This is a genomic window from Desulfovibrio sp. An276 (assembly GCF_002159665.1).
Taxonomy (GTDB): Bacteria; Desulfobacterota; Desulfovibrionia; order Desulfovibrionales; family Desulfovibrionaceae; genus Desulfovibrio; species Desulfovibrio faecigallinarum.
Genome location: NZ_NFJC01000036.1, coordinates 1 through 21,544, shown reverse-complemented (window position 1 = coordinate 21,544; position 21,544 = coordinate 1). Strand labels below are relative to the sequence as shown.

At 56.4% G+C, this 21,544-nt stretch carries 20 protein-coding genes and 1 tRNA gene; 13 read left to right on the top strand and 8 right to left on the bottom strand.

Annotated elements, in window-relative coordinates:
• Positions 1–9 precede the first annotated feature (9 nt).
• From prfB to dapA, 10 genes are all read left to right on the top strand, one after another.
• Positions 10–1,144, top strand: a protein-coding gene (gene prfB, locus B5F76_RS12090) for a peptide chain release factor 2 (protein WP_204218402.1) whose coding sequence is annotated in 2 segments (ribosomal slippage) — positions 10–84 and positions 86–1,144 — 1,134 coding nt in all. Because the reading frame shifts where the segments join, the coding sequence is not laid out codon by codon here.
• Positions 1,116–1,613, top strand: a complete 498-nt coding sequence (locus B5F76_RS12085; protein ID WP_087354915.1) for a hypothetical protein — start codon at positions 1,116–1,118, stop codon at positions 1,611–1,613. Before prfB ends, B5F76_RS12085 begins: the two co-directional genes overlap by 29 nt.
• Positions 1,614–1,636: 23 nt before the next feature.
• Positions 1,637–2,590, top strand: a complete 954-nt coding sequence (locus B5F76_RS12080; RefSeq protein WP_087354913.1) for a MinD/ParA family protein — start codon at positions 1,637–1,639, stop codon at positions 2,588–2,590.
• 228 nt (positions 2,591–2,818) lie between these two features.
• Positions 2,819–3,202, top strand: coding sequence for a YgiW/YdeI family stress tolerance OB fold protein (locus B5F76_RS12075; RefSeq protein WP_087354911.1), 384 nt, complete (start codon positions 2,819–2,821; stop codon positions 3,200–3,202).
• A gap of 76 nt (positions 3,203–3,278) precedes the next feature.
• Positions 3,279–3,998 carry a response regulator transcription factor gene (locus tag B5F76_RS12070; protein WP_087354909.1) on the top strand — a complete coding sequence of 240 codons (720 nt, stop codon included), beginning with the start codon at positions 3,279–3,281 and terminating at the stop codon, positions 3,996–3,998.
• A gap of 83 nt (positions 3,999–4,081) precedes the next feature.
• A complete protein-coding gene (locus B5F76_RS12065) occupies positions 4,082–5,482 on the top strand; it encodes a sensor histidine kinase (RefSeq protein ID WP_087354906.1) in 1,401 nt (466 codons plus the stop codon).
• A 31-nt stretch (positions 5,483–5,513) separates the two neighbouring features.
• Positions 5,514–5,798: a hypothetical protein gene (locus tag B5F76_RS12060; protein WP_087354904.1), complete on the top strand. Its 285-nt coding sequence runs from the start codon at positions 5,514–5,516 to the stop codon at positions 5,796–5,798.
• On the top strand, positions 5,777–6,406 hold the full coding sequence (locus tag B5F76_RS12055; RefSeq protein ID WP_087354903.1) for a zeta toxin family protein: 630 nt from the start codon (positions 5,777–5,779) through the stop codon (positions 6,404–6,406). The genes B5F76_RS12060 and B5F76_RS12055 overlap by 22 nt, the downstream gene beginning before the upstream one ends.
• 142 nt (positions 6,407–6,548) lie before the next feature.
• Entirely contained in the window at positions 6,549–6,863 is a 315-nt protein-coding gene (gene sugE, locus B5F76_RS12050; protein WP_087354901.1) for a quaternary ammonium compound efflux SMR transporter SugE, read from the top strand.
• Between the two features lie 243 nt (positions 6,864–7,106).
• Positions 7,107–7,988, top strand: a complete 882-nt coding sequence (gene dapA, locus B5F76_RS12045; protein ID WP_087354900.1) for a 4-hydroxy-tetrahydrodipicolinate synthase — start codon at positions 7,107–7,109, stop codon at positions 7,986–7,988.
• 113 nt (positions 7,989–8,101) lie between these two features.
• Here the strand turns inward: dapA and B5F76_RS12040 are convergent, their stop codons facing one another.
• From B5F76_RS12040 to B5F76_RS12025, 4 genes are all read right to left on the bottom strand, one after another.
• The gene (locus B5F76_RS12040; protein WP_087354897.1) at positions 8,102–8,794 is read right to left on the bottom strand and encodes a phosphate signaling complex PhoU family protein; all 693 of its coding nucleotides are present in this window, start codon (positions 8,792–8,794) and stop codon (positions 8,102–8,104) included.
• 81 nt (positions 8,795–8,875) lie between these two features.
• A complete protein-coding gene (gene pstB / locus B5F76_RS12035; protein ID WP_446717638.1) occupies positions 8,876–9,619 on the bottom strand; it encodes a phosphate ABC transporter ATP-binding protein PstB in 744 nt (247 codons plus the stop codon).
• 172 nt (positions 9,620–9,791) lie between these two features.
• Positions 9,792–11,594: a sensor histidine kinase gene (locus B5F76_RS12030; RefSeq protein WP_087354894.1), complete on the bottom strand. Its 1,803-nt coding sequence runs from the start codon at positions 11,592–11,594 to the stop codon at positions 9,792–9,794.
• Between the two features lie 79 nt (positions 11,595–11,673).
• Positions 11,674–12,351, bottom strand: a complete 678-nt coding sequence (locus B5F76_RS12025; protein WP_087354891.1) for a winged helix-turn-helix domain-containing protein — start codon at positions 12,349–12,351, stop codon at positions 11,674–11,676.
• Positions 12,352–12,795: 444 nt separating this feature from the next.
• Here B5F76_RS12025 and B5F76_RS12020 point away from each other — a divergent pair, with 444 nt between their 5' ends.
• The 3 genes from B5F76_RS12020 (at position 12,796) to pstA (ending at position 15,497) form a co-directional block, all read left to right on the top strand.
• Positions 12,796–13,635 carry a phosphate ABC transporter substrate-binding protein gene (locus B5F76_RS12020; RefSeq protein WP_087354890.1) on the top strand — a complete coding sequence of 280 codons (840 nt, stop codon included), beginning with the start codon at positions 12,796–12,798 and terminating at the stop codon, positions 13,633–13,635.
• Positions 13,636–13,712: 77 nt separating this feature from the next.
• Complete coding sequence (gene pstC / locus B5F76_RS12015; protein ID WP_087354933.1) at positions 13,713–14,603, top strand: phosphate ABC transporter permease subunit PstC; 891 nt, start codon at positions 13,713–13,715, stop codon at positions 14,601–14,603.
• Positions 14,604–14,678: 75 nt separating this feature from the next.
• Entirely contained in the window at positions 14,679–15,497 is an 819-nt protein-coding gene (gene pstA / locus B5F76_RS12010) for a phosphate ABC transporter permease PstA (protein WP_087354931.1), read from the top strand.
• Positions 15,498–15,719: 222 nt separating this feature from the next.
• Here the strand turns inward: pstA and B5F76_RS12005 are convergent, their stop codons facing one another.
• The 4 genes from B5F76_RS12005 to B5F76_RS11990 all read right to left on the bottom strand — a co-directional run bounded on the left by B5F76_RS12005 (position 15,720) and on the right by B5F76_RS11990 (position 21,529).
• A complete protein-coding gene (locus tag B5F76_RS12005) occupies positions 15,720–16,880 on the bottom strand; it encodes an ATP-grasp domain-containing protein (RefSeq protein ID WP_087354889.1) in 1,161 nt (386 codons plus the stop codon).
• Between the two features lie 246 nt (positions 16,881–17,126).
• A complete protein-coding gene (locus tag B5F76_RS12000) occupies positions 17,127–18,773 on the bottom strand; it encodes an L-lactate permease (RefSeq protein WP_087354887.1) in 1,647 nt (548 codons plus the stop codon).
• Between the two features lie 558 nt (positions 18,774–19,331).
• Entirely contained in the window at positions 19,332–20,969 is a 1,638-nt protein-coding gene (locus tag B5F76_RS11995; protein ID WP_087354884.1) for an L-lactate permease, read from the bottom strand.
• Between the two features lie 485 nt (positions 20,970–21,454).
• A tRNA-Gly gene (locus B5F76_RS11990) sits at positions 21,455–21,529 on the bottom strand.
• Positions 21,530–21,544 lie beyond the last annotated feature (15 nt).

The window sequence follows — 21,544 nt, the reverse complement described above, 5'->3', positions numbered from 1 at the left end:
ATACAAGATATGCAACAGCTCAGTGAACTCCGCCCCCGCTGTCAGGAACTGACAAACCGCTTCCAGACCCTCTGGGGGCGCCTTTGACGTTGAAAAAGGAAAACTCAAGCTCAAGGACATAGAAAAAAGGCTGGCTGACCCCGACGCCTGGAGCAATCACGAGGAATTGCGCCCCATACTGCAGGAAAAGAGTAGGCTGGAGGAAGACATAGAGCGCTCTTCAGCCCTAAAATCCTGCTGGGAGGATCAGGAAGCCTTGCTTGAACTGTGCGGTGAAGCCGAGGGCGACGAGCTCGAAGAAATGCTGGACAGTCTGAAAACACAGTGCGACGAACTGGAAAAAAGGCTGGACGAGACGGAAATGGTCACCCTCCTTGGCGGCGAGGAAGACAAGCAAAACGCCATCATTGAAATCCATTCCGGCGCAGGCGGCACAGAGGCCCAGGACTGGGCGGAAATGCTCGAGCGCATGTATTTGCGCTGGGCAGCCCGCCACGGATTCAAGGTGGAGGAACTGGACTATCTGCCAGGCGAAGAGGCAGGCATCAAGCGCGTGACGCTGCGCATAGTGGGCCCCTATGCCTTCGGGCAGCTCAGATCCGAGCGCGGCATACACCGCCTTATCCGCATCTCGCCTTTTGACGCCTCCGGCAGGCGCCACACCTCCTTTGCCTCTCTGGACGTCATTCCGGACATCGGCAACGACATAAAGCTGGACATCAAGGAATCGGATCTGCGCATAGACACCTTCCGCTCCTCCGGTCCCGGCGGCCAGGGCGTGAACACCACAACCTCGGCAGTGCGCATCACCCACCTTCCCACGGGCATCACTGCCCAGTGCCAGAACGAGCGCAGCCAGCACCACAACAAGGACAGCGCCATGCGCATCCTCATGGGCAGGCTCTACAACCTGGAACTGGAAAAGAGGGATGCGGAGCGCCAGGCCAATTACGCCAGCAAGGAGGCCATTGCCTTTGGCAGCCAAATCCGCACCTATACCCTGCAGCCCTTCAGGCTCGTGAAGGATCACCGCACAAACTTCGAGTCCACGGACGTGGACGCTGTGCTCGACGGCGACATAGACGGCTTTACCCACGCCTACCTGCTCTACAGACATGAGCAAAACAGTTCTCAGAAGAATTGATTGCCACGAGGCAGAAGAACTTGCTCTCGCACTTGAGGCCGAGGAAGTACGCTGCCAAAGGGGCTTTGCTGCAACGCAGCTTCTTGGCTTGCGCCTTTTTGGCGAGAGTGGCGGCTCTGTCTGCGGACATTTTGCAAGCGTAGCCAAGGCATGCGACAGAATCTTTGTCCTGGACACGAGGTCTGCCGTGCTTGTGCAGCCAAGGCAGGACGAGGAGGCTGCGCGCAGGGCCGGGGACAATGTCTTGAGATTTGCGGGTTGCCCCTGCGCTCTTTTGCTGTGCAGCGTTCCGGATTCTGTCCTGCTTTCCGGGGGGGCACAGCGCGTCCTCTCGTTCTTCGAGAAGGCCCTTTCCAAGGCGTCTGCGGAGGACAAGGTCCAAACGATCAGCCTTCCGGGAAGTGAACGCAGCGACGAGGATGCGGCCAGGGTCAGCGTGGAAGAAAAGAATTTCCTGTTTTCCTGCTGAATGTTCTCGACAGGAGTAGTGATATGCCAGTAGCGAACAAAGGCCTGCCAGGGGCAGGAACCGGGCAAAGGGGTGCCACAAAAAGCCAGAGCTCTGCTTCCCCCAGGAGGGTGGTGGCAAAAACCGGCGCCCAGGGCGCTGCCCGCCAGGAGGCTCGTACCCAGGGCCAGACCCTGAGTATTGCTGTCTTAAGCGGCAAGGGCGGTGTCGGCAAGAGCAACGTAACCTTGAACCTGGGCCTTGCCCTGCAAAACGCAGGTGCAAGAGTGCTGGTCCTGGACGGTGACCTGGGCCTTGCCAATGTGGACGTGCTCATGGGCTTTACGCCTGGGGGAACACTGTGGGATGTCCTGCAGGGAAGAACGGATCTTGCAAGCGTCTTGCACACGGACGTTTCGGGGCTGAATGTACTGCCTGCTGCCTCTGGTACAGGCAATCAGGCCCAGCTCGACGCAAAATCCTGCCAGCAGCTCATCAAGAGCGTGCGGCCATTGGCAGAGAAGCACGACTTTGTGCTGCTTGACCTTGGCGCAGGACTTTCGGATACGGTGCGCCTGCTTGCAAGGGCCTGCGCGGTTCCCCTTGTCGTCACAACGCCCGAGCCTACGGCCATAGCCGATGCCTACGCGCTCATAAAGGTATTGAACAAGAGCCACAACATGAGCAATTTCCAAATTGTGGTGAACAATGTCTTTGGCGAGGACGAGGTAGCGCTCACAAGAACGCGCCTTGTTGGTGCAAGCAGGAAATTTTTGCAGATAACGCCCAAGATCCTTGGCTCCATACGCCACGACCCTGCCCTGCAGGAGGCGGTGTGCCGCAGAGTACCCCTCCTGCGCCTTTCACCCGAGGCACCTGCCTCCCAGGACATTGCTGCCCTGGCAAAGAAGCTCAAGAGCCTGCGCAGGAAAATGATGACAGAAGGAATGCTTTCTCCCTGCCTGACCCTGCGCAGGAAAAACCCTGTGCAGCAATAGGACAAACCATTGGGGCCGCCACATCGGGGCCCCTTTTTTGCAAAAAAATGCAGATTTTTGGCGTGGTGCTCCCTGTCTTCACATTTTCCTAACGCCTGCCAGGCTAGAAGTCTTTCCATCAATGGCAGCCTCCCCAGGCACGGAAATTCGGACTATACATTCGGACTACACAATACAACAAAACTGGCCGCTCCCCCAAAAAAAGACGGCCAAGACAGGAGCCAAATCATGCGCGTACTTCTCACTGCCCTTCTCGTTCTTGCCCTTGCCACCCCTGCCATGGCAGCTTTCAAGGGACCCGGCACAGAACCGGCTCCCCAGACCCAGGGCGGTTTCAAGGGACCGAAGAGCCAGGGCGTCACCAAGGCAAGCCAGGTGGCAAAAGCCCACGACGACACGCAGGTCAGCCTCACGGGTCGCCTTGTGGAACAGCTTGGCCCCTACAAGTATACCTTCCGTGACGAGACTGGATCCGTTGTGGTGGACATAGACCAGAGGAAGTTCCGCGGCCAGACCGTGACTCCCGAAACACAGATTCGCATTGTAGGCGAAGTGGACTACGACCACGGCAACAAGGAAGTGGACGTGGACTACCTGGAAGTCCTCCGCTAGGACTGTCTGCAAATCCCCCCAAAAAACAGGGCCATGGCGCATCCCGTCGTGGCCCGTCTCGCTTGCAGGAGGCCACATGCCAGCAAAAGCCATCCGCGTGCTGATAGTGGAAGACAACCAAGACATTACCGCCAACCTCTACGCCTTCCTTGAACCCCTGGGCTACCAGATTGACTGCGCAGCCAACGGCCTGGCTGGCCTGAAGCTTGCCATAAAGAATAGCTACGACGTCATGGTGCTCGACATCATGCTCCCCGGCATGGACGGCCTTGCCGTATGCAAAAGCTTGCGCGAGCGCCACGCAAGGGCCTTGCCCATCCTCATGCTTACAGCCAGAGACACTGTGGCGGACAGGGTGAGCGGCCTTGACTGCGGGGCGGACGACTATCTTGTGAAGCCCTTTTCCATGAAGGAACTGGACGCACGGCTGCGGGCTCTTGTGCGCAGGGCCAGGGGCGAGCAGGTGGCGAGCATTTTGCGCTTCGAGGATGTAGAACTTGATCCCGCAACCCACAAGGTCACGCGCAGCGGCCTGCCCATACGCCTTGGGCCTGCCGCCTTCTCCATCCTGGAGGAACTTATGCGGGCAGCGCCAGCCGTTGTCAGCCGCCAGGACCTTGAACAGATGCTCTGGGGTGACAATCCTCCGGACAGCGATGTGTTGCGCACCCACATTCATGAGCTTAGAAGCAAGCTCGACAAGCCCTTCACCATTCCCCTGCTCAAGACCGTGCCTCATGTGGGCTTTGTTTTGGCAAAGCCGGATGTGCCAAGAAAAAACATGTCTGACGCATAGGTTCCCCTTGCGAAACATTTTCCGAAAATCCGGATTTCCGGTGTTTCGGAATTTCCGATTTTCAGGGCCAGGGAGGTTTTGGCATGGGCAAACGACAATGGATACTCCAGGGGGTTGGAAACCTGACAGAGCATTTCCTGCGCTTTGTGCGCAAGAGAGAAGGGAAAATGCGCCCTTGGGGGATAAAGACTCTTCTGGCCTTCAGGGAACATGCCAGGCACAGCATGCGGACCCGCATTGCCTTGAGCCTTGCCGGTCTCTCCCTCGCCTGTTTTTTCGTGCTCTCCCTCTGCGGTCTTGTCGCCTACAATTTCACAATTTCCCATATTGTGCGCTGGCACATGGATCCCATTTTGCACATGCTGGTTGCGGCCTCGAAGGATGGCGAAAAAGCCAAGATCCACTCTCTGGCTGCTGATCTGCGCGTTCTCTGGTACACGGACGGGGACATCCCTGACGAGTTTCGTCCAGCGCCAGGCAAGGAGGAACTCAACCGCATAGGAGATGAGCGCTACGTCCTTGTCAGTGCCGACATGGACGGCCATGTGTATGCGGTTGTGGTGAAGGTGGAGGATCTGGACGACATAGAGGAAGCCATGTTCACTGCAGCCATGGCCTGCGGTGCGGCAAGCCTTCTGGCCTCGCTGCTTCTTTCCTTCTGGCTTTCGAGAAGACTTGTGACCCCTGTGGTGCAACTCACAGACAGGGTGCGCGACAACGCTTCCCTTGAAGAGAGCGAACTGTGCTCCCGCAAGGACGAGGTGGGACGCCTGGCCCGGGCTTTTGCCAGCCGCGAGCAAAGTCTCAAGGCCTTCCTTGTGCGCGAACAGCTCTTTACCGGGGACGTGAGCCACGAACTGCGCACCCCCCTCACTGTCCTGCAGGGCTGCACGGAAATTCTGGAGCTCAGGGTACGGGACGCAAGCATAACGCCTGTGCTTTCGCGCATGCAAAAAACGCTCGCCACCATGACGGGCACGGTTGCGACCATGCTTCTTTTGGCAAGAAAGCCGGAACAGCTGGAACAGCACCATTTTGACATGAGCGCACTTGCCAGAAACGAGGAGGAATTTGTATCGGACCTTCTCAAGGATCGTCCCATTGTCTACGAGGCGCATCTTGCAGACCACCTCATGATCCGCGGTAACCCGGATCTGGCAGCCCTTGTCCTGCACAATCTTCTGGACAACGCCTGCCGCTACACAAGCACAGGCTCCATTGTCCTCACCCTGAATGCGCAGGGCTTTACTGTGCGCGACACTGCCCCCCACATAGACGAGGCAGTGCGAAAAAGGATGTTCGAGCGCGGCATGCGCGGCAATGACAAGACTCCCGGCAGCGGCCTTGGGCTTTCCCTTGTGCAACGGGGGTGCGAACGCATGGGCTGGCAGGTGAGCCACAGCCTGTGGGATGAGGGCAATGTGTTCACAGTCGTGTTTGCACAGTCCCAAAAAAGAGTTTCAGGTCATGGGGAACAGGCCTAAGGCCCCCATTCCCCAAAGGAGGAGACAGGCAATGCCCCAAACATTGAGCAAGGAATACTTTGAGACAAAGCGAAAGGAGACTTTGTCCAGGAGGCTGAACAACCCCATGGTTCAGGAAGACAGTCTGGCCGGGAAAATTTTGCGCAACGGCCTCATAGGCCAGAGAGCCATCCTGGAAGAACAGCTGCGCAAGGGCATCCCCCTTGTCATGGCTGACGAAAAAGGACGCCTTTTTCAGGAAAATCCCGACGGCACCTTCGAATACATTGAGCCAGCAGAACAGGAAGAGACGTCATGCGGCAAAAGCCTGAACTGATCTTCGTCTGCGGCTGCAACGGGGCCGGCAAAAGCACGCTCACGCGTGCGGCACACTGCATGGAGAAGGGATACGCCCTCCTTGATCCAGACAGGATTTCCCTGGAAGAACACCTGACGGCTGTCACAGCTGGCAGGGAAGTGTCCAGACGAGTACGGGAATACATTGCCCAAGGGACACCCTTCATAAAGGAATCAACACTCACATCAAAATTCGATTTCTCCATTGCCGCAAGAGCGAAGGACGCAGGTTTCACGCTCACGCTGATCTACATTGGCCTGCAAAGTGCTGCGCTGGCCCTTGCAAGGGTACGAAGCAGGGTGCGCAATGGCGGACACAACGTTCCCGCCGAGGACATTTGTCGAAGGTACGAGCGCTCCCTTGCCAATCTTGTACAGGCAACTAAAGTCTTCGATTCTGTCCTTGTCCTGGACAACAGCGGTCCCTCCTACAGGGAGGTTGCCCTTTTCCGTGGCGGGTGTTGTGCGAGATACACATATTCGCCTTCCTGGTTTTGCAAGGTGGCAGAAAAACTTCGGCTTGAGAGCCCATCATCCCCATCCCTGGCACTCCAGACCTGCCCTTTGGCTCAACCCAACATAATATGAATGGCCTTTCAAGGGGCTTGCCTCCAAGACTTCCTCCGTCTACAAGCAGGGGAACAACGAATTTTTCCAAGGCTGCGGGGACGACCCTGTAGTCTCAAAAGCAAACGGGGACGACCTCACAAGACCAAGAGAGTATATCAGTATGGACTGGGTCTATCTTGTGATCGCCGGCCTTCTGGAAACAGCCTGGGCTGGCTCCATGAAACTTTCCCACGGATTTAGCCGCCTGTGGCCTTCTGTCGCGACCATAGTGCTCATGGTGGCAAGCTTTGCGCTGCTTTCCCTTGCCATGCGCAAACTCCCCCTTGGCACTGCCTACACGGTCTGGACAGGCATAGGTGCAGTGGGCGCTGTCCTTGTCGGCATCTTCTTCCTCGGTGAAAGCGCAAGCGTTCAACGCCTTGTCTGCCTGGCCCTCATCGTGACCGGCATCATAGGCCTGCGCATGGTGTCGTAACAAAATCCATGGGGCAGCCACCCCAAATAGATTCCTCACTTGAAGCCCCGCCCAACCTTGCGGGGCTTTTTTCATGCCAAAGGCTACAGCACCTTTTGGCGAAGCAGGGAACATGCCCCTGATTCGCCCTTTTGGCGCCAATTTTGGCAACAGCGCTTGCTTGCTTTTCCCCTGCCATTGTGCAACTATTCGAAAGTCGCAATGTTCACGCCCTTTTGCCGGGTCTGAGCTCAAGGAGTTTATATGCAGTTTTCAGGAGTTTTCACAGCCATTGTCACGCCCTTCAAGAATGGCAATGTGGATGAAGAAGCCTTCCGTGCCCTTATCGACTGGCAGATAGAGGAAGGCGTTCAGGGTCTTGTTCCTTGCGGAACCACAGGCGAATCCGCCACCCTTTCCCACGACGAGCACAAACGTGTCATCGAAATCTGCGTGGACCAGGTCAAGGGCCGCGTCAAGGTTCTGGCTGGATCCGGTTCCAACAACACCACCGAAGCCATCAGCCTGACCCTCTTTGCCCAGGAAGCCGGCGCCGACGGCGCCCTGCTCATCACCCCCTACTACAACAAGCCTACCCAGGAAGGCCTCTACTACCACTACGCGGCAGTATGCAGATCCGTGGACATTCCCATTGTCGCCTACAACGTGCCAGGCCGCACCGGCTGCAACATGCTCCCCCCTGTGGTGGGCAGGCTTGCCAGGGAATTTTCCAACTTTGCCGGTATCAAGGAGGCCACTGGCAACATGATCCAGGGCGCCGAAGTCATCGCGGCCTGCCCCGAGGATTTCTGCGTGCTCTCCGGCGACGATTTCACGGCCTTCCCCCTCTGGGCACTGGGCGGCTGCGGCATCATCTCCGTGACCTCCAACATTGCTCCGAAGGCCATGGCCTCCATGTGGAAGGCCTTTGAGAGCGGTGATCTTGCAGAGGCCCGCAGGCAGCACCACGCGCTCTTTGCTCTGCACCACTCCATGTTCTCTGTCACCAACCCCATTCCGGTGAAGACAGCGCTTGCGCTCATGGGCAAGGTGGAAGAGGAAATGCGTCTGCCGCTCTTCCCCCTCTCCGCAGAACAGCGCGCAAAGCTTGTCGCAACCCTGCAAAAGTACAATCTTGTGCAGTAGAGTTTCTCTTTCCTTCCCATACAAAAAGCCCGGGCTTCATGCTCGGGCTTTTTGTTTTCCCTGGGAGGGAGTCTGGAAAATCGGTTGCGAAATGCTTGTCCTGCTTGCTCTTCCTACTTGCTCTTCTTGTTTGCGTGCTTGACGCTCTGGCCCATGCAGGCGAAGCAGACATGGCCCACCATATTGGCGGAACGCCTCCAGATACGGGTCAGGGAATGGGTCATGAGGATAAGATGCATGGCCAGCAGGGGATCGATGTGATCCTCGCTGTTTTTGTCCAGCCTGCGCATGAGCGTGTCCATGACAGCCACTTCACTCTGCACTGCGTCATCGTCCGTGTGCTCGTTCATTTCACGTGCCTTGGTGGCATCCATGTCGCGCACGATATTCATGGCGTTGGCAAAGGCTGTAGTTGCAGCCTCGAGATGCCTGCCAAGAAGCCCCAGGACCTGGTTTTTGTCCGCACCGTCCATGAGGATGACCTGGGAGCAAATGGCGGCTGCCTCGTCGCCAATGCGCTCCATGTCGGTCACCATGCGCAGGCAGCTGATGACAAAGCGCAGATCCTTGGCCACAGGCTGGGATTTTGCAAGAAGGGTCAGGGAGCTTTCGTCGATTTCGTTTTCAAGATCGTCAATGTCATCGTCGTTCTCGATGACTGCCTGGGCTGTGCCCACATTGAGTTCCTTGACGGCCTTGTGCATGTTGTCCACTGCGATTTCCACAGAGGCGCCCATCACAAGCAGCCTTGTGCGCAGACTAACTATCATCTGCTCGATATAGTATTCCTGCTGATTCAGGTTCATGGTATCCTCGTTGTCCTTGTCTGAAATATGTGACCTTGAGTAGCAAAACTGCAGAACAAAGAGTGCCAAAGGCACCCTTTTCTAACCGAAGCGGCCGGTGATGTAGTCTTCGGTTTCCTTCTTGGCAGGCCTTGTGAAGATGGTGTCCGTCTTGTCGGTTTCGATGAGATTGCCCATGTAGAAGAAGGCAGTGTAGTCGGAAACGCGGGCTGCCTGCTGCATGTTGTGGGTCACGATAATGATGGTGAGACCGCCTGCGAGTTCGCGGATGCTTTCCTCGATCTTCTGGGTCGCAATGGGGTCCAGGGCGCTTGCGGGTTCGTCCATGAGCAGGACTTCGGGCTCAACTGCAAGGGCCCTTGCAATGCACAGACGCTGCTGCTGGCCACCGGAAAGTCCCAGGGCGCTGTCGTTCAGACGATCCTTGACCTCGTTGAAAATGGCTGCCCTGCGCAGGGCTTCTTCCACGCGGCCGGCAATGAGGGCCTCGTCACGCACGCCGTTGACGCGCAGGCCGTAGGCCACGTTCTCGAAGATGGACTTCGGGAAGGGATTGGGCTTCTGGAAAACCATGCCCACCTTGCGGCGCAGATCAACAACGTCCATGGACTTTGCCATGATATCCTGTCCTTCCAGGGTGATTTCACCCTCGACGCGACAGACAGGAATAAGATCGTTCATGCGGTTCAGGCAGCGCAAAAACGTGGACTTGCCACATCCGGAAGGCCCGATGAGTGCTGTCACGGCCCCTTTCGGGAAATCCATGCTCACATCGTTCAGGGCTTTCTTGCTGCCGTAATACACGCAGACTTTCTTGGCTTGCATACTCAGGTCCATAATATCCTCTTTAAGGTAGGCAGAAGTCCTGCCCGGATTGGTAATTTTGCCCCTTGTGGGGGATGATCCTTTGTTGTGCGGTGAAGTGCACCATTGGCTTGTCGTTTCCATGCCACAAATGTGTCAGCTGTGTGTCATGTACGACCACGTCCTGACTGACTCATGCCTCTTCACTGTCTGGAGCATTGTCGTGCGCTCTCTTGACTCGTTCCAGGGCAAAGACAAAGGACGTGCACCCCTGGCTGTCCGGGCTCTCTGCCCAGATGCGACCATGATAGCGTTCGAGAATGTGGCGGCAGATGGAAAGGCCAAGGCCTGTGGTGCCTGCCTGTCCCCTGTGGCGCTCAACGCTGTAGAAGCGCTCGAAAATGCGCTCCAGATCCTGCGGAGGAATAAGCGGTCCCCTGTTCTGGACCCGCAGGAAAACCTGCCCATTGTCGTAGCGGTGCGTGATGTGCACTGTGCTGCCCTTGTCCGCATAGCGGGAGGCATTCTCTATGAGATTGCGGAAGACCTGGCTCAGGTAGATGTTGTCGGCCATGACCTCGCAGTCCTCGGGGATGGTGCATTCCACGCTCAAGTTGCGCTCTTTCAGGGCGCTGGCACATATATCCAGGGCCTCGTTGGCGCTGTCGAGCACATAGACGGGCTCAAGCTTTTTCGAACTTCCTTCCTTTTCCAGGGTGGACAGATCCAGAAGGTCCTTGATCATGCGCTCAAGGCCGTAGGCGTTGCGCAAGATGACTTCGGCAAACTTGCGGCACTTGTCCTTGTCCTTCACGGAAAGGATTGTTTCCGCGTAGCCGCAGATGGCCGTGAGCGGCGTGCGCAGCTCGTGGCTTACGTTGGCAACAAAGTCGCGGCGCACCTGTTCGAGGCGCATGATGTCCGTCACATCATGGAAAACCGCCACAAGGCCGCAGCGGCGGTCCGGCTTGGCAGGCTTTGACAAAAAGACCGAGAAAACCTGGCCCGTGGCAAGGCCAAGGTGCATGGATACGGACTGGTTTGTGCCGTTCTTGCTTCTTGCCTCGTTCAAAAGGCCCTCTATGGCGATTTGTACCTGTGGGGCAGGCATGACTTCCACCACCTGGCGGCCAACCGATTTGGCCATTTCCGGAAAGTAGCGTTCCATGGCCTTGTTGCAGCGGCGAATCTGGCCCTTGGGATCCATGACAAGAACGCCGTCGCTCATGCTGTTCAGCACGGTTTCAAGCTGGGCAGTCTTGTCCGCATAGGAATGGACCTGCTCCTCGATGCTGGTGGCCATGGAATTGACAGCCGTGGCAAGGGGCGCGAACTCGCGCCCGGGAATCTGTAAAATGCGGCGATGCAGCTGGCCCTGGGCTATTTCCTTCACTATGCCGATCATGGGCAAAAAGGAGTTTTTCAAGGAAAGCGAGACCAGCACTGCTATGATGAAGGATATGATGACTGTTATGAAACCCACCTGCAAAAGAATGCCGGACCTGTTCCATATGTCGTGCTTCACACTTTCCATGGGCACGGCAAGGCGCAAAACGCCGCCCCCTTCCAGGGTAACGGCAGCGTAGACATAGCGGGTGTCAAGGGAGCCGCTGTCGCGCATGCTGTAGCCGAAGCCGGACTTTATGGCCTGCTGGATTTCCGGCCTGTCCAGGTGGTTGTCGAAATTTTCCGCATTTGGGGTACCGGAGCTGTCGTAGGTAACCCTGCCGCTCGCGTCGGTGATGGTGAGACGCAGGGGAACCGAACCCTCTTCAGCATTGGAGTGCTGCAGGGCGTTCAGCACGGCCACGGCATTGTTGCCGTTCAGGGTGTAGAGCCTTGCTGCAAGCGAGGCCTCGCTCAGCATTCGGTTGCGTATGTCGAGCTCCTGGCCATCGCCAATGGTGCGGATGCCAAAAAAGACCGTAATAGCAATGGCCAAAAAGGCAGCGGACAGGACGCTGACAAAAACTTTCAGGGTAAAGGACTTGAGCACAGCCTACTCCGATACTGTGGACTTACTGTACGGGCTTCGTTTACGGCGCGAAATTTGAGGAAACGTCGCAAGGGTGTTTTCAGGCGCTGAAGCGGTAGCCTACGCCGCGCACGGTCTCAAGGAATTTCTGCTGATCGCCCAGCTTGGAACGCAGGCGCCTCATGTGCGTATCCACTGTCCTTGCGTAGCCGTCGAAGCTGTAGCCCCACACCTTGTCCAAAAGCTGTTCACGGGTGCGGACAGATCCTGCGTGGCGCATAAGGTCTTCAAGGAGACGAAATTCCGTTGCAGTGAGCACGACTTCCTTGCCGCAGACCATAACCCTGTGGGCCTGGGGGTCCAGGCGGATATCGTGGGCTTCCACAGCCGAGGTCACGGGACGCGTCCTGCGACGCAGGATTGCGCGTATGCGCAGCATGAGCTCGCGGACACTGAAGGGTTTGACCACATAGTCGTCTGCACCAAGGGACAGGCCAACTACGCGATCCATTTCCTCGCCCCTGGCGGTCAGTATAAGGATGGGGATGTCCTGGGTCTGGGGATTTGCAGCCAGCCTGCGGCACACCTCAAGGCCGTCCATGCCGGGCAGCATGAGATCCAGAAGGATGCAGCAGGGCAGATGCTCCCTTGCCAGTGCCAAACCTGTTACGCCGTCTGCGGCTTCCAGGGGGTGAAAGCCCTCGCCGGCCAGATTGAAGTGCAAAAGCTCGCGTATATCGGCATCGTCCTCAATGACGAGAATGGTTCCTTCAGACATGGGTCCTCCGTCCATGGGGCCAGAAAGTCTCCGGGGAAACTCTCGCTTGTTCCCCATTTTTGTGGTTGTTCATCCAATCCCCGTACAGTCACAAAAGCATGATGCACGTATGACAATTCTGTGACAAGAGTGGCGCAAAACCAGAGTCCAGGCAAAATATTTTTTCGCTTTATGCAAAGTATATTTTGTAATTCCATATACTTAAAAACGTGACAACCATGTTTCACCAATTTTCCACATGTCTGTCATGGACATGTAACAGAAGGGAAGGACTTTGCCGCCAAGAAAAAGGCGGGCCCTTTTGAGAGCCAATGGTTCAACCCGCCCTGAAAGATGCCAACAATCAGCTCTTCCGAGTTTTTCGGAAGCATGAAGCACATTGCTCCCTCTCCTTTACCCAATGTCAGGGAAAGGATGCTCTGGGGGCACAATGAAGGAGTTTTTATGTCTCTCGGTAAAGTTCTTGGCGTGGCCGTTCTCGGTTCCGCCCTTCTTGCTCCCCTGTCCCCCGCAACCGTTCAGGCTTCCTCCCAGGTTGTCATCAATGGCTCCACCACCGTTCTGCCCGTTGTGCAGAAGGCCTCCGAGTCCTTCATGGCTGCCCATCCCAACGTTGCCCTGTCCATCTCCGGCGGTGGTTCCGGTAACGGCATCAAGGCTCTCATCGAAGGACAGTGCGACATCGCCATGAGCTCCCGCGTGATTGCCGACAAGGAATCCAAGGCCGCTGCTGCCAAGAAGGTGAACCCTGTTGCAACCGCCATCGCCTTTGACGCCATCGTGCCCGTGGTCCACACCACCAACCCTGTCAAGGCCCTGACCTCCGCCCAGCTGCGCGACATCTACGCCGGCAAGATCAAGAACTGGAAGGAAGTTGGCGGCAAGGACGGCAAGATCGTCGTCATCAGCCGTGACACCTCCTCTGGTACCTTCGAGTGCTGGAACGAACTCATCATGCACAAGACCCGCGTGATGCCCGCTGCCCTGATGCAGGCCTCCAACGGCGCTGTGGTGCAGGCTGTTGCCAAGAACCCCAACGCCATCGGCTACATCGGCCTCGGCTATCTGGACAAGACCGTGCACGGCATGACCGTTGACGGCATCAAGGCCACTCCCGAAAACGCAGTGTCCCGCACCTGGCCTATCTCCCGTGAACTTCTCCTCTACACCAACGGCCAGCCCCAGGGCAATGTGAAGATGTTCATGGACTACATGCTTGATCCTACCAAGGGTCAGAAGGACGTTGTCGCTGCAGGCTACGTTCCCATGCCCGTGAAAAAGTAGGCAAAATACCCTTCCAAAGCCTGACCATGGGGGCATTTGCCCCCTGGTCAGGCATCACTCTTTTTTCGGGAAATCTCATGTCCAACAGACTTTTGAAGGAAAAACTGGTTGAAAAGGGCCTCTACTTCACAGCCCTGGTCTCCCTCCTGGCTCTTGCAGGCATAGTCATTTTCCTCTTCATGGAAGGCATGCCTCTCTTTGCCCACTACTCCCTTGGAGAATTCTTCTTCGGAGACCTCTGGTATCCGGCAGAAGATCCGGGTGTCTTCGGCATCCTGCCCCTCATCACAGGCTCCCTTGCAGTGACCCTGCTCTCCTCGGTGCTCGCCATTCCGCTCGGCGTTTTCACAGCCATCTACCTGAACGAAATCGCCCATTCCAACACGCGCCGCATCCTGAAGCCCTTTATCGAACTTCTTGCTGCACTGCCTTCGGTTGTCCTTGGTTTCCTCGGCATGGTTGTGCTTGCTCCATTCATCCAGGATGTCTTTGGTGCAGACACTGGCCTTAACCTCCTCAACGCGGCCCTCGTGCTCACTGTCATGACAGTGCCCACCATCTGCTCCATTTCCGAAGACGCCCTGCACTCAGTGCCCAACTCCCTGCGTGAAGGCTCCCTAGCCCTTGGCGCCACCAAATGGCAGACCATTGTGCGCGTTGTGGTTCCCGCAGCCATCTCCGGCATAGGCACGGCCATCATGCTCGGCATGTCCAGAGCCATTGGCGAAACCATGGTCGTTCTCATGTGCGCAGGCGGCGCAGGCATCATCCCCGACTCCCTCTTTACGCCCATCAGGCCCATGCCCGCCTCCATCGCAGCGGAAATGGCCGAAGCGCCCTTTGGCTCGGATCACTACCACGCCCTGTTTGCCATAGGCATCGTGCTCTTCGTCTTCACCTTCATCTTCAACGTCATTGCCTACCGCATTGCTGCCAAGCACAGGCAGGTGGGTACCTCCAGCCTCTAGCAGGGAGCGAACATGTCACAAGCACAAGCAATAGCACCCGATACAGCCTACAGCCGCAAAATGCAGGAAAAGGGCATGTTTGCCTTCCTGCGCCTCTCGGCCTGGTTCAACGTGGCAGTGCTGGCCGCAGTGTGTCTCTATCTCTGCTATAATGGTCTGCCTGTCATTTCACTTGAATTTCTCACCGAGGCCCCGCGCAACATGATGACCGAGGGTGGCATTCTTCCCTGTATTGTGGGTACTGCCATCCTGGCCCTTGGCGCACTGCTCATAGCCTTCCCGCTTGGCGTTGCCTCTGCCATCTATCTCAATGAGTACGCAGGCAAGACCAAGATGGCCGGCATCATCCGCCTTGGCGTGAACAACCTCGCAGGCGTGCCCTCGGTTGTCTTCGGCCTGTTCGGCCTCTCCTTCTTCGTGACCTTCCTGGGCTTTGGCGTGAGCATTCTCTCCGGCGTTCTGACACTTGCCGTGCTCACCCTCCCGGTCATCATCAGTACGGCCGAAGAAGCCCTGCGCAGCGTGCCCGACACCTACAGGGAAGCCTCCCTGGCCCTTGGCGCTGGCAAGGCTCAGACTATTGCCCGCGTTGTCATTCCCAGCGCCCTGCCCGGCATGCTCACCGGTGCCATTCTCGGTGTAGCCCGTGCCGCTGGTGAAACCGCAGCCATCATGTTCACGGCTGCAGTGTTCTTCACCCCCAAGAATCCCTCCTCGATTCTCGATTCCGTCATGTGCCTGCCCTACCACATCTATGTTCTCTGCACTGCCGGCACCGAAATCGACAAGACAAGGCCCCTGCAGTTCGGTACAGCCATTGTGCTGATCGTTCTTGTGCTCGGCATGAACATGATAGCCCTGGTCGTGCGCGACAGACTGCAGCAAAAGCACTAGACCACAGTGGCGAAGTGTCGGGGCCTGGATAAGACAAGCCATTTCCGACAAGATCAACAGGACAGTTTCCCGAAGGGGAGCATCAATTGCGATGCTCCCCCTTTTTTTTGCGACCTTGAAATAGGTTCCCTTACGACAGACCAAAAGAAAGTCTGACCACTGGAAACACACTCCATTGTCGGCTCTTGCGGTTCTTGTTTTCACGCAAGGCTTGTGCTCAAGCTATTTGTTGATGAAATCCGTGAGATCGTTCGTGGCAAAGTCCGTGAGTTCCTTCCAGTCGCTGCGCAATGTTTCGGTAAAGAGAATGCCAAAATGGGAATACTTGTCGTAGAAGCCCTTGCGCAGGCAGATGACCTTGCGGAAGAGGCGACACAAGCCATCGTAATCGAAGCTTGTCACAGGAGGACAGTTTTCAGGCTTGTTGAGGACCATGAGGGTGTAGACACGATCGTCCCTGCCCCGCAGGATGGATTCCCAGTCGGGCCTTTTGTTGTCCAAAAAACACTCGTAGGTGGCAAAGCCCCAGGCAAAGAGGCTTATATCCGTGCAGGAAAGCCCGGCAAAGCGCAGCGGATTGAACTCTATGGGAGTAATGCGTCCCGTATTGTCACAGCGCAGCTCCACGTGGGTCGGGAAATTCCTGAGGCCAAGGTAGTTGTTCACCGTATTGAACCAATCTTCCAGGGGAGCGAGCATGTCGCGGATGATGTCGGCGCCTGTATAGTAGAGCCTGTCGCTCACGTCCTGTGCCGAGGCAAAATCGTGCCTCAGGATGTTGCAGACCACAGCCTTGCCCTTGTCGTCGAAATACACGTCGACTGCATATTCCGTTCCCTGAATGAGGCTTTCCACAATCCATTTGTTGTCGCCAAGGACAGCTGCGGGGTACTGTCTGCACCAGTCCGCCACATTGGCAGCGATGTCGTCCTTCGCGTGCTGCCATTGGCCCTCGTTTTCGATGCAGTACACGCCAAGGCTGCAAAAGCCTACGCTTGGCTTCAGGACACAGGGCAGTACAAGGTCATTTGCGTCGAGTGCAAGAACCTCTTCCAGGGTGAGTTCGCGGAAAGAATAGTCAGGATACAGGGGTGCCAGGGCTCTGCGCATGCTGGCCTTGTCCTTGAGCCGTTCCACCTGTGCTATGAGTTCCTGATTTTTGGAATACGTGTAAAGCCAGTCCAGGGCGTTTTCGGAATTGGTGTAGAGGCGCTCGCCCCTTGAGCAGCGTTCGGCAAAGGCTGCATTGTCCAAAAGGTTGAAGGAAACATTGAAATTTTTCTCTGCTTCCCTTGCCGAGGCATTGTCCAGGACTGCCTCCCCGCTCCTTGCGGCAAATTCCGCAAGCTCGCGGGAAATATATGGTTCTTCGAGGATGAGCATGGTACCTCCTTCCCTTGAATCAAATATATCAATATATAATTATAAACTGATTAAATAGAAAAACCACATAACAAAGTCAAGAATCCGTGTCGCTCTGGCACAGGCACAAAATTTTGCGCTCGTCCTGATTTGGCAGCCTGTCGGTTGCAGGAAATATGAAAAAAGTCGGGGCCCGTCTTCGCATAGCACGAAGGCGGGCCCCGAAAGGATTGGGATCAGAATCCCGGATTTACGCCTGCTTCAGCCTTAGAAAGAAGGCAGCATCCACTTCAGCGGACCGGACTGCAGGTAGGTAAGGGCGCAGACGATCAGCGTCATGGCAATGGAGTGAGGCAGGGCAAAGCGGAAGAGGTTGCCTTCTTGGCCGACCATGCCGGTAGCTGCGGTTGCCACACTGATGGACTGGGGCGAAATCATCTTGCCGGTAACACCACCGGAGGAGTTGGAGGCAACTGCCAGGGTGGGATCCATGCCGACGACTTCAGCAGTGGAGCGCTGCATGCCGCAGAACAGGGCGTTGGAGGAGGTGTCGGAACCGGTCAGGAACACGCCGAGCCAGCCAAGCAGAGGCGCAAAGAAGGGGTAGGCAGCGCCAGTCATGGTGAAGGCAATACCGAGCGTGGAGCTCATGCCGGAGTAGTTCATAAGGTAGGCCAGACCAAGGATGAGGGAGATGGTCAGGATGGGGAAGCGGAGCACGTAGGTTGTCTTGATAAGGCAACCAAAGGCGCGGCCAAAGGAGTACTTCGGCATGAAGGGCACTGCCAGGAAGCCACCGATGAGGATGGCTGTGCCGCCGGCGGACAGCCAGTTGAAGGTGAACTTTGCGCCGTAGACGGAAGGTTCGGCAACGATGGGGGCAGTACGCATGACAAGGCCGTCAACGCCAGGCCAGGCAAAGGTGATCACAGCACCGGGCACGGAGTTGAGCAGGCTCTTGAACTGGGGCAGGCCCCAGAGGAAAACCATGATGGCGAGGATGATGAAGGGGCTCCAGGCGCGGACGACTTCACCGGTGCTGGGCAGGGGACCATCGTTGGCCTTTGCGGGAGCTTCGCCCTCGAAGCGGAAGATGGCGCGGGGCTTCCACACGCGCAGGAGGATCATGAGACCGATGATGGCGCACAGGGCCGACATGATGTCGGGCAGGGTCGGGCCATGATAGGTGGAGAAGAAGAACTGGGAACCAGCGAAGCACAGGCCTGCCACGGCGATGGCGGGCAGAACTTCAAGGGCGCGCTTGAAGCCGCACATGGCACAGCACAGCCACATGGGCACGAAGACGGACAGAAGCGGCAGCTGGTGGCCCACATAGGCGGAAATGTGGAGGTCGGAGATACCGGAAACCTGACCGGCCACGATAACCGGGACACCGATGGCACCGAAGGCCACGGGGGCGGTGTTGGCGATGAGGCACATGCCTGCAGCGTAGATGGGGGTGAAGCCAAGGCCTGCGAGCATGGCTGCGGTGATGGCCACCGGGGTGCCGAAGCCGGCGGTACCTTCAAGGAAGGAACCGAAGGCGAAGGCGATGAAGATGGCCTGCAGGCGACGGTCGTCGGTCAGCTGTGCAATGGACGATTTGATGTGTTCAAAGTCGCCGCTGTCAACGGTCATGTTGTAGACCCACACGGCCGTGATAACGATCCAGATGATGGGGAACAGACCAAAGGCTGCGCCGTAGACAAAGGAGCTCGCGGCAATGCCCACGGGCATGCCCCAGCCAAGGACAGCGCACAGGAAAGCACAGATCACGGCCACGATGGCTGCGTGATGGCCCTTGGATTTGCGGAATGCGAGCATGTAGAACAGTGCAATCAGCGGGATGCTGGCCACCAGGGCGGAAGTGACTGTTCCCCCCAGCGGCGCGTAAACTTGATGCCAAACTTCCATACTTCTCTCCGGATAAATTGTTGAGGATCAAGGTTTCCTTGACGTGCGGACGGTCGTCAGCGTTTCTAACAAACCCTGTCGTTCGTGAGCAGACAAGCAAATCGGTACAGGGGAATTGCGTAGCACAATGGTCGTTTAATGTCAAAGAAAAAAGCGGAAATCGTCACTTATTTTCAGGCTTTTCCATGCCTTCTACGCTGATTGAATAACCAAACAGTATCTAGCTTTGCCGCAAAAATTGGTTAAACCAATTAAAAATCCATTCTTTTTCCCTTTGATATAGATAATTAAAACATGTTTTTCACAAAATATACATAAAAATCTTATTTGTATTTTGCGAATTTCACTGTTTTTTCAACTCTTTTTTTCGCATAATACAAGAAGACATAAAAAAAGCCTCCCCTGCGACAAGAGAGTGAGGGGGACCAGGGCCAGTCTTTTTCACTCATGGCAAGGCAAGCCGGCCTTTTGAGGCCGAATGCCAGGCCTGCACACCCCCATAAAACAAGGGCCCCGGTGCTTGAAACACCGGGGCCCGAACATCACGTTAGCAGTACACTAGGGGAGCATGAAGCTCAAGGGACCAGCCTGGAGATAGGCGAGAACACTCAGGAAGAGGGTCATGCCAATGCTGTGGAACACACAGAAGCGGAAGAGCTGGCCTTCCATGCCTGCGGAGTTGGTAGCAGCGGTTGCCACTGCCAGGGACTGCGGGGACACCATCTTGGCGGTGACGCCACCGGAGGCGTTGGAGGCAACTGCCAGTTCGGGGGACATGCCCACTGCCAGGGCCGTATCCTTCTGCATGCCGCAGAACAGGGCGCAGGAGGAGGTGTCGGAACCGGTCAGGAACACGCCGAGCCAGCCAAGGATGGGAGCAAAGAAGGGGAAGAAGGAACCGGTATGGGTGAAGGCAATACCGAGCGTGGAGCTCATGCCGGAGTAGTTCATGACATAGGCCAGACCGAGAATGGTGGACACTGTCAGAATGGGCAGCTTCAGCTGGCCAAGGGTGCGGAAGAAGCAGGAAATGCCCTTGCCGAAGGAGTAGTTGCTCATGAACGGAATGGACACGAGACCGGACAGGAAGATTGCCGTACCGCCAGCGGAGAGCCAGTTGAAGCTGAACATTGCGCCGTAGACTGTGCCGTCGGGAGCAATGGGGGCGGCCTTCAGCACTTCGCCGTGCAGACCGGGCCAGGGGAAGTTGAAGGCAGCGCCGGGAATGGAGTTGAGCATGCTCTTCCAGAAGCCGAGGCCCCAGAAAAACACGAACACTGCAAGGATGAGGTAGGCAGCCCATGCCTTCAGGATCTGACCGCCAGTGTACTTGCTGGCCTCCACTTCGGCAACTTCCTCACCCTCGAAAACGAAGACGTTCTTGGGCTTCCACACCTTGAGCAGGGCAATGAGGGACACGATGCTGGCTGCTGCGGAGGCAACGTCACACAGGGTCGGGCCGTGCAGGTTGGAGAGCAGGAACTGGGCAGCAGCGAAGGAAACGCCGGACACCAGAATGGCGGGCAGAACTTCCATGGAACGCTTGAAGCCGCACATCACGACGCACACCCACAGGGGCACGATGATGGCAAGGAGAGAGAGCTGACGGCCGGCAATGGAGCTGACCTGCAAGACGTCAAGGTTGGAAACCTGGGCTGCCACGATGATCGGAACGCCGATGGCGCCGAAGGCCACGGGGGCGGTGTTGGCGATCAGGGCAATGCCGCCTGCCCACAGGGGCTTGAAGCCAAGGCCCATGAGCATGGCTGCAGCGATGGCCGCAGGCGTACCAAATCCGGCTGTACCTTCGATGAAACAGGAGAAGGCAAAGGCGATGAAGAGCGCCTGCAGGCGACGGTCGTTCGTCACACTGGAGAGGGAATACTTGATGATTTCAAATTCGCCGGATTCCACGGTCATGTTGTAGATCCACACGGCCGTGATGATGATCCACACAATTGGGAACAGACCAAAGGCTGCACCGTTCAGGGTGGAGCTCACAGCAAGGCCTACGGGCATGCCCCAGAGGAAAATTGCAACAACCAGGGCGCCGGCAAGGCCGAGCAGGGCAGCCACATGGCCTTTGGCCTGCTTGACTGCCAGCATGTAGAACAGAATAAAGAGCGGGATTGCAGCGCACAGGGCGGATAGGCCTACGCTGTCGGCAATGGGTGTGTACACCTGAGTCCAAGCCATGAAATCATCCTCCTCGATAGATGAACACAAAGTAGCTCTTCTTGCTATGAAATTCCCTCGTCTCGAAAAAGCGTCTTCTGCCTTGTGGCAACCCGATCCTTATTTTGACGGAGAATCTGGCAAAATCTGCGACATAAGATGCAATTTACTTATACGGGAGAACGCTCCATTGGATCAACCAAAAATTTCACTTTTGCCGCAAAAAAATCATTACACACAGCTTTTTCAGAGTGATGCATCGATTACAATGATTGTGCATGCACTCAATTTCGATTGATTGAACATTCAATTCATGCGCCTGCATGCAAAAAGCGTGCAGGCAAGGGAAAAGCAGAAACTTTATGCCACCCATATACTCATTGAACGTTCAACCAGCAAACACTGGCTCAGACTCATATCATAATATGTTCGCCCATGAGGGGTGACGCTTTTTTGCGGGCATGAAAAAACCCCTCGCCTGCATGTCAGGAAAGGGGTTTCAAATATGGAGCGGGAAACGGGATTCGAACCCGCGACTTCCAGCTTGGGAAGCTAGCATTCTACCGCTGAATTATTCCCGCTTGGAAGTGTATGTT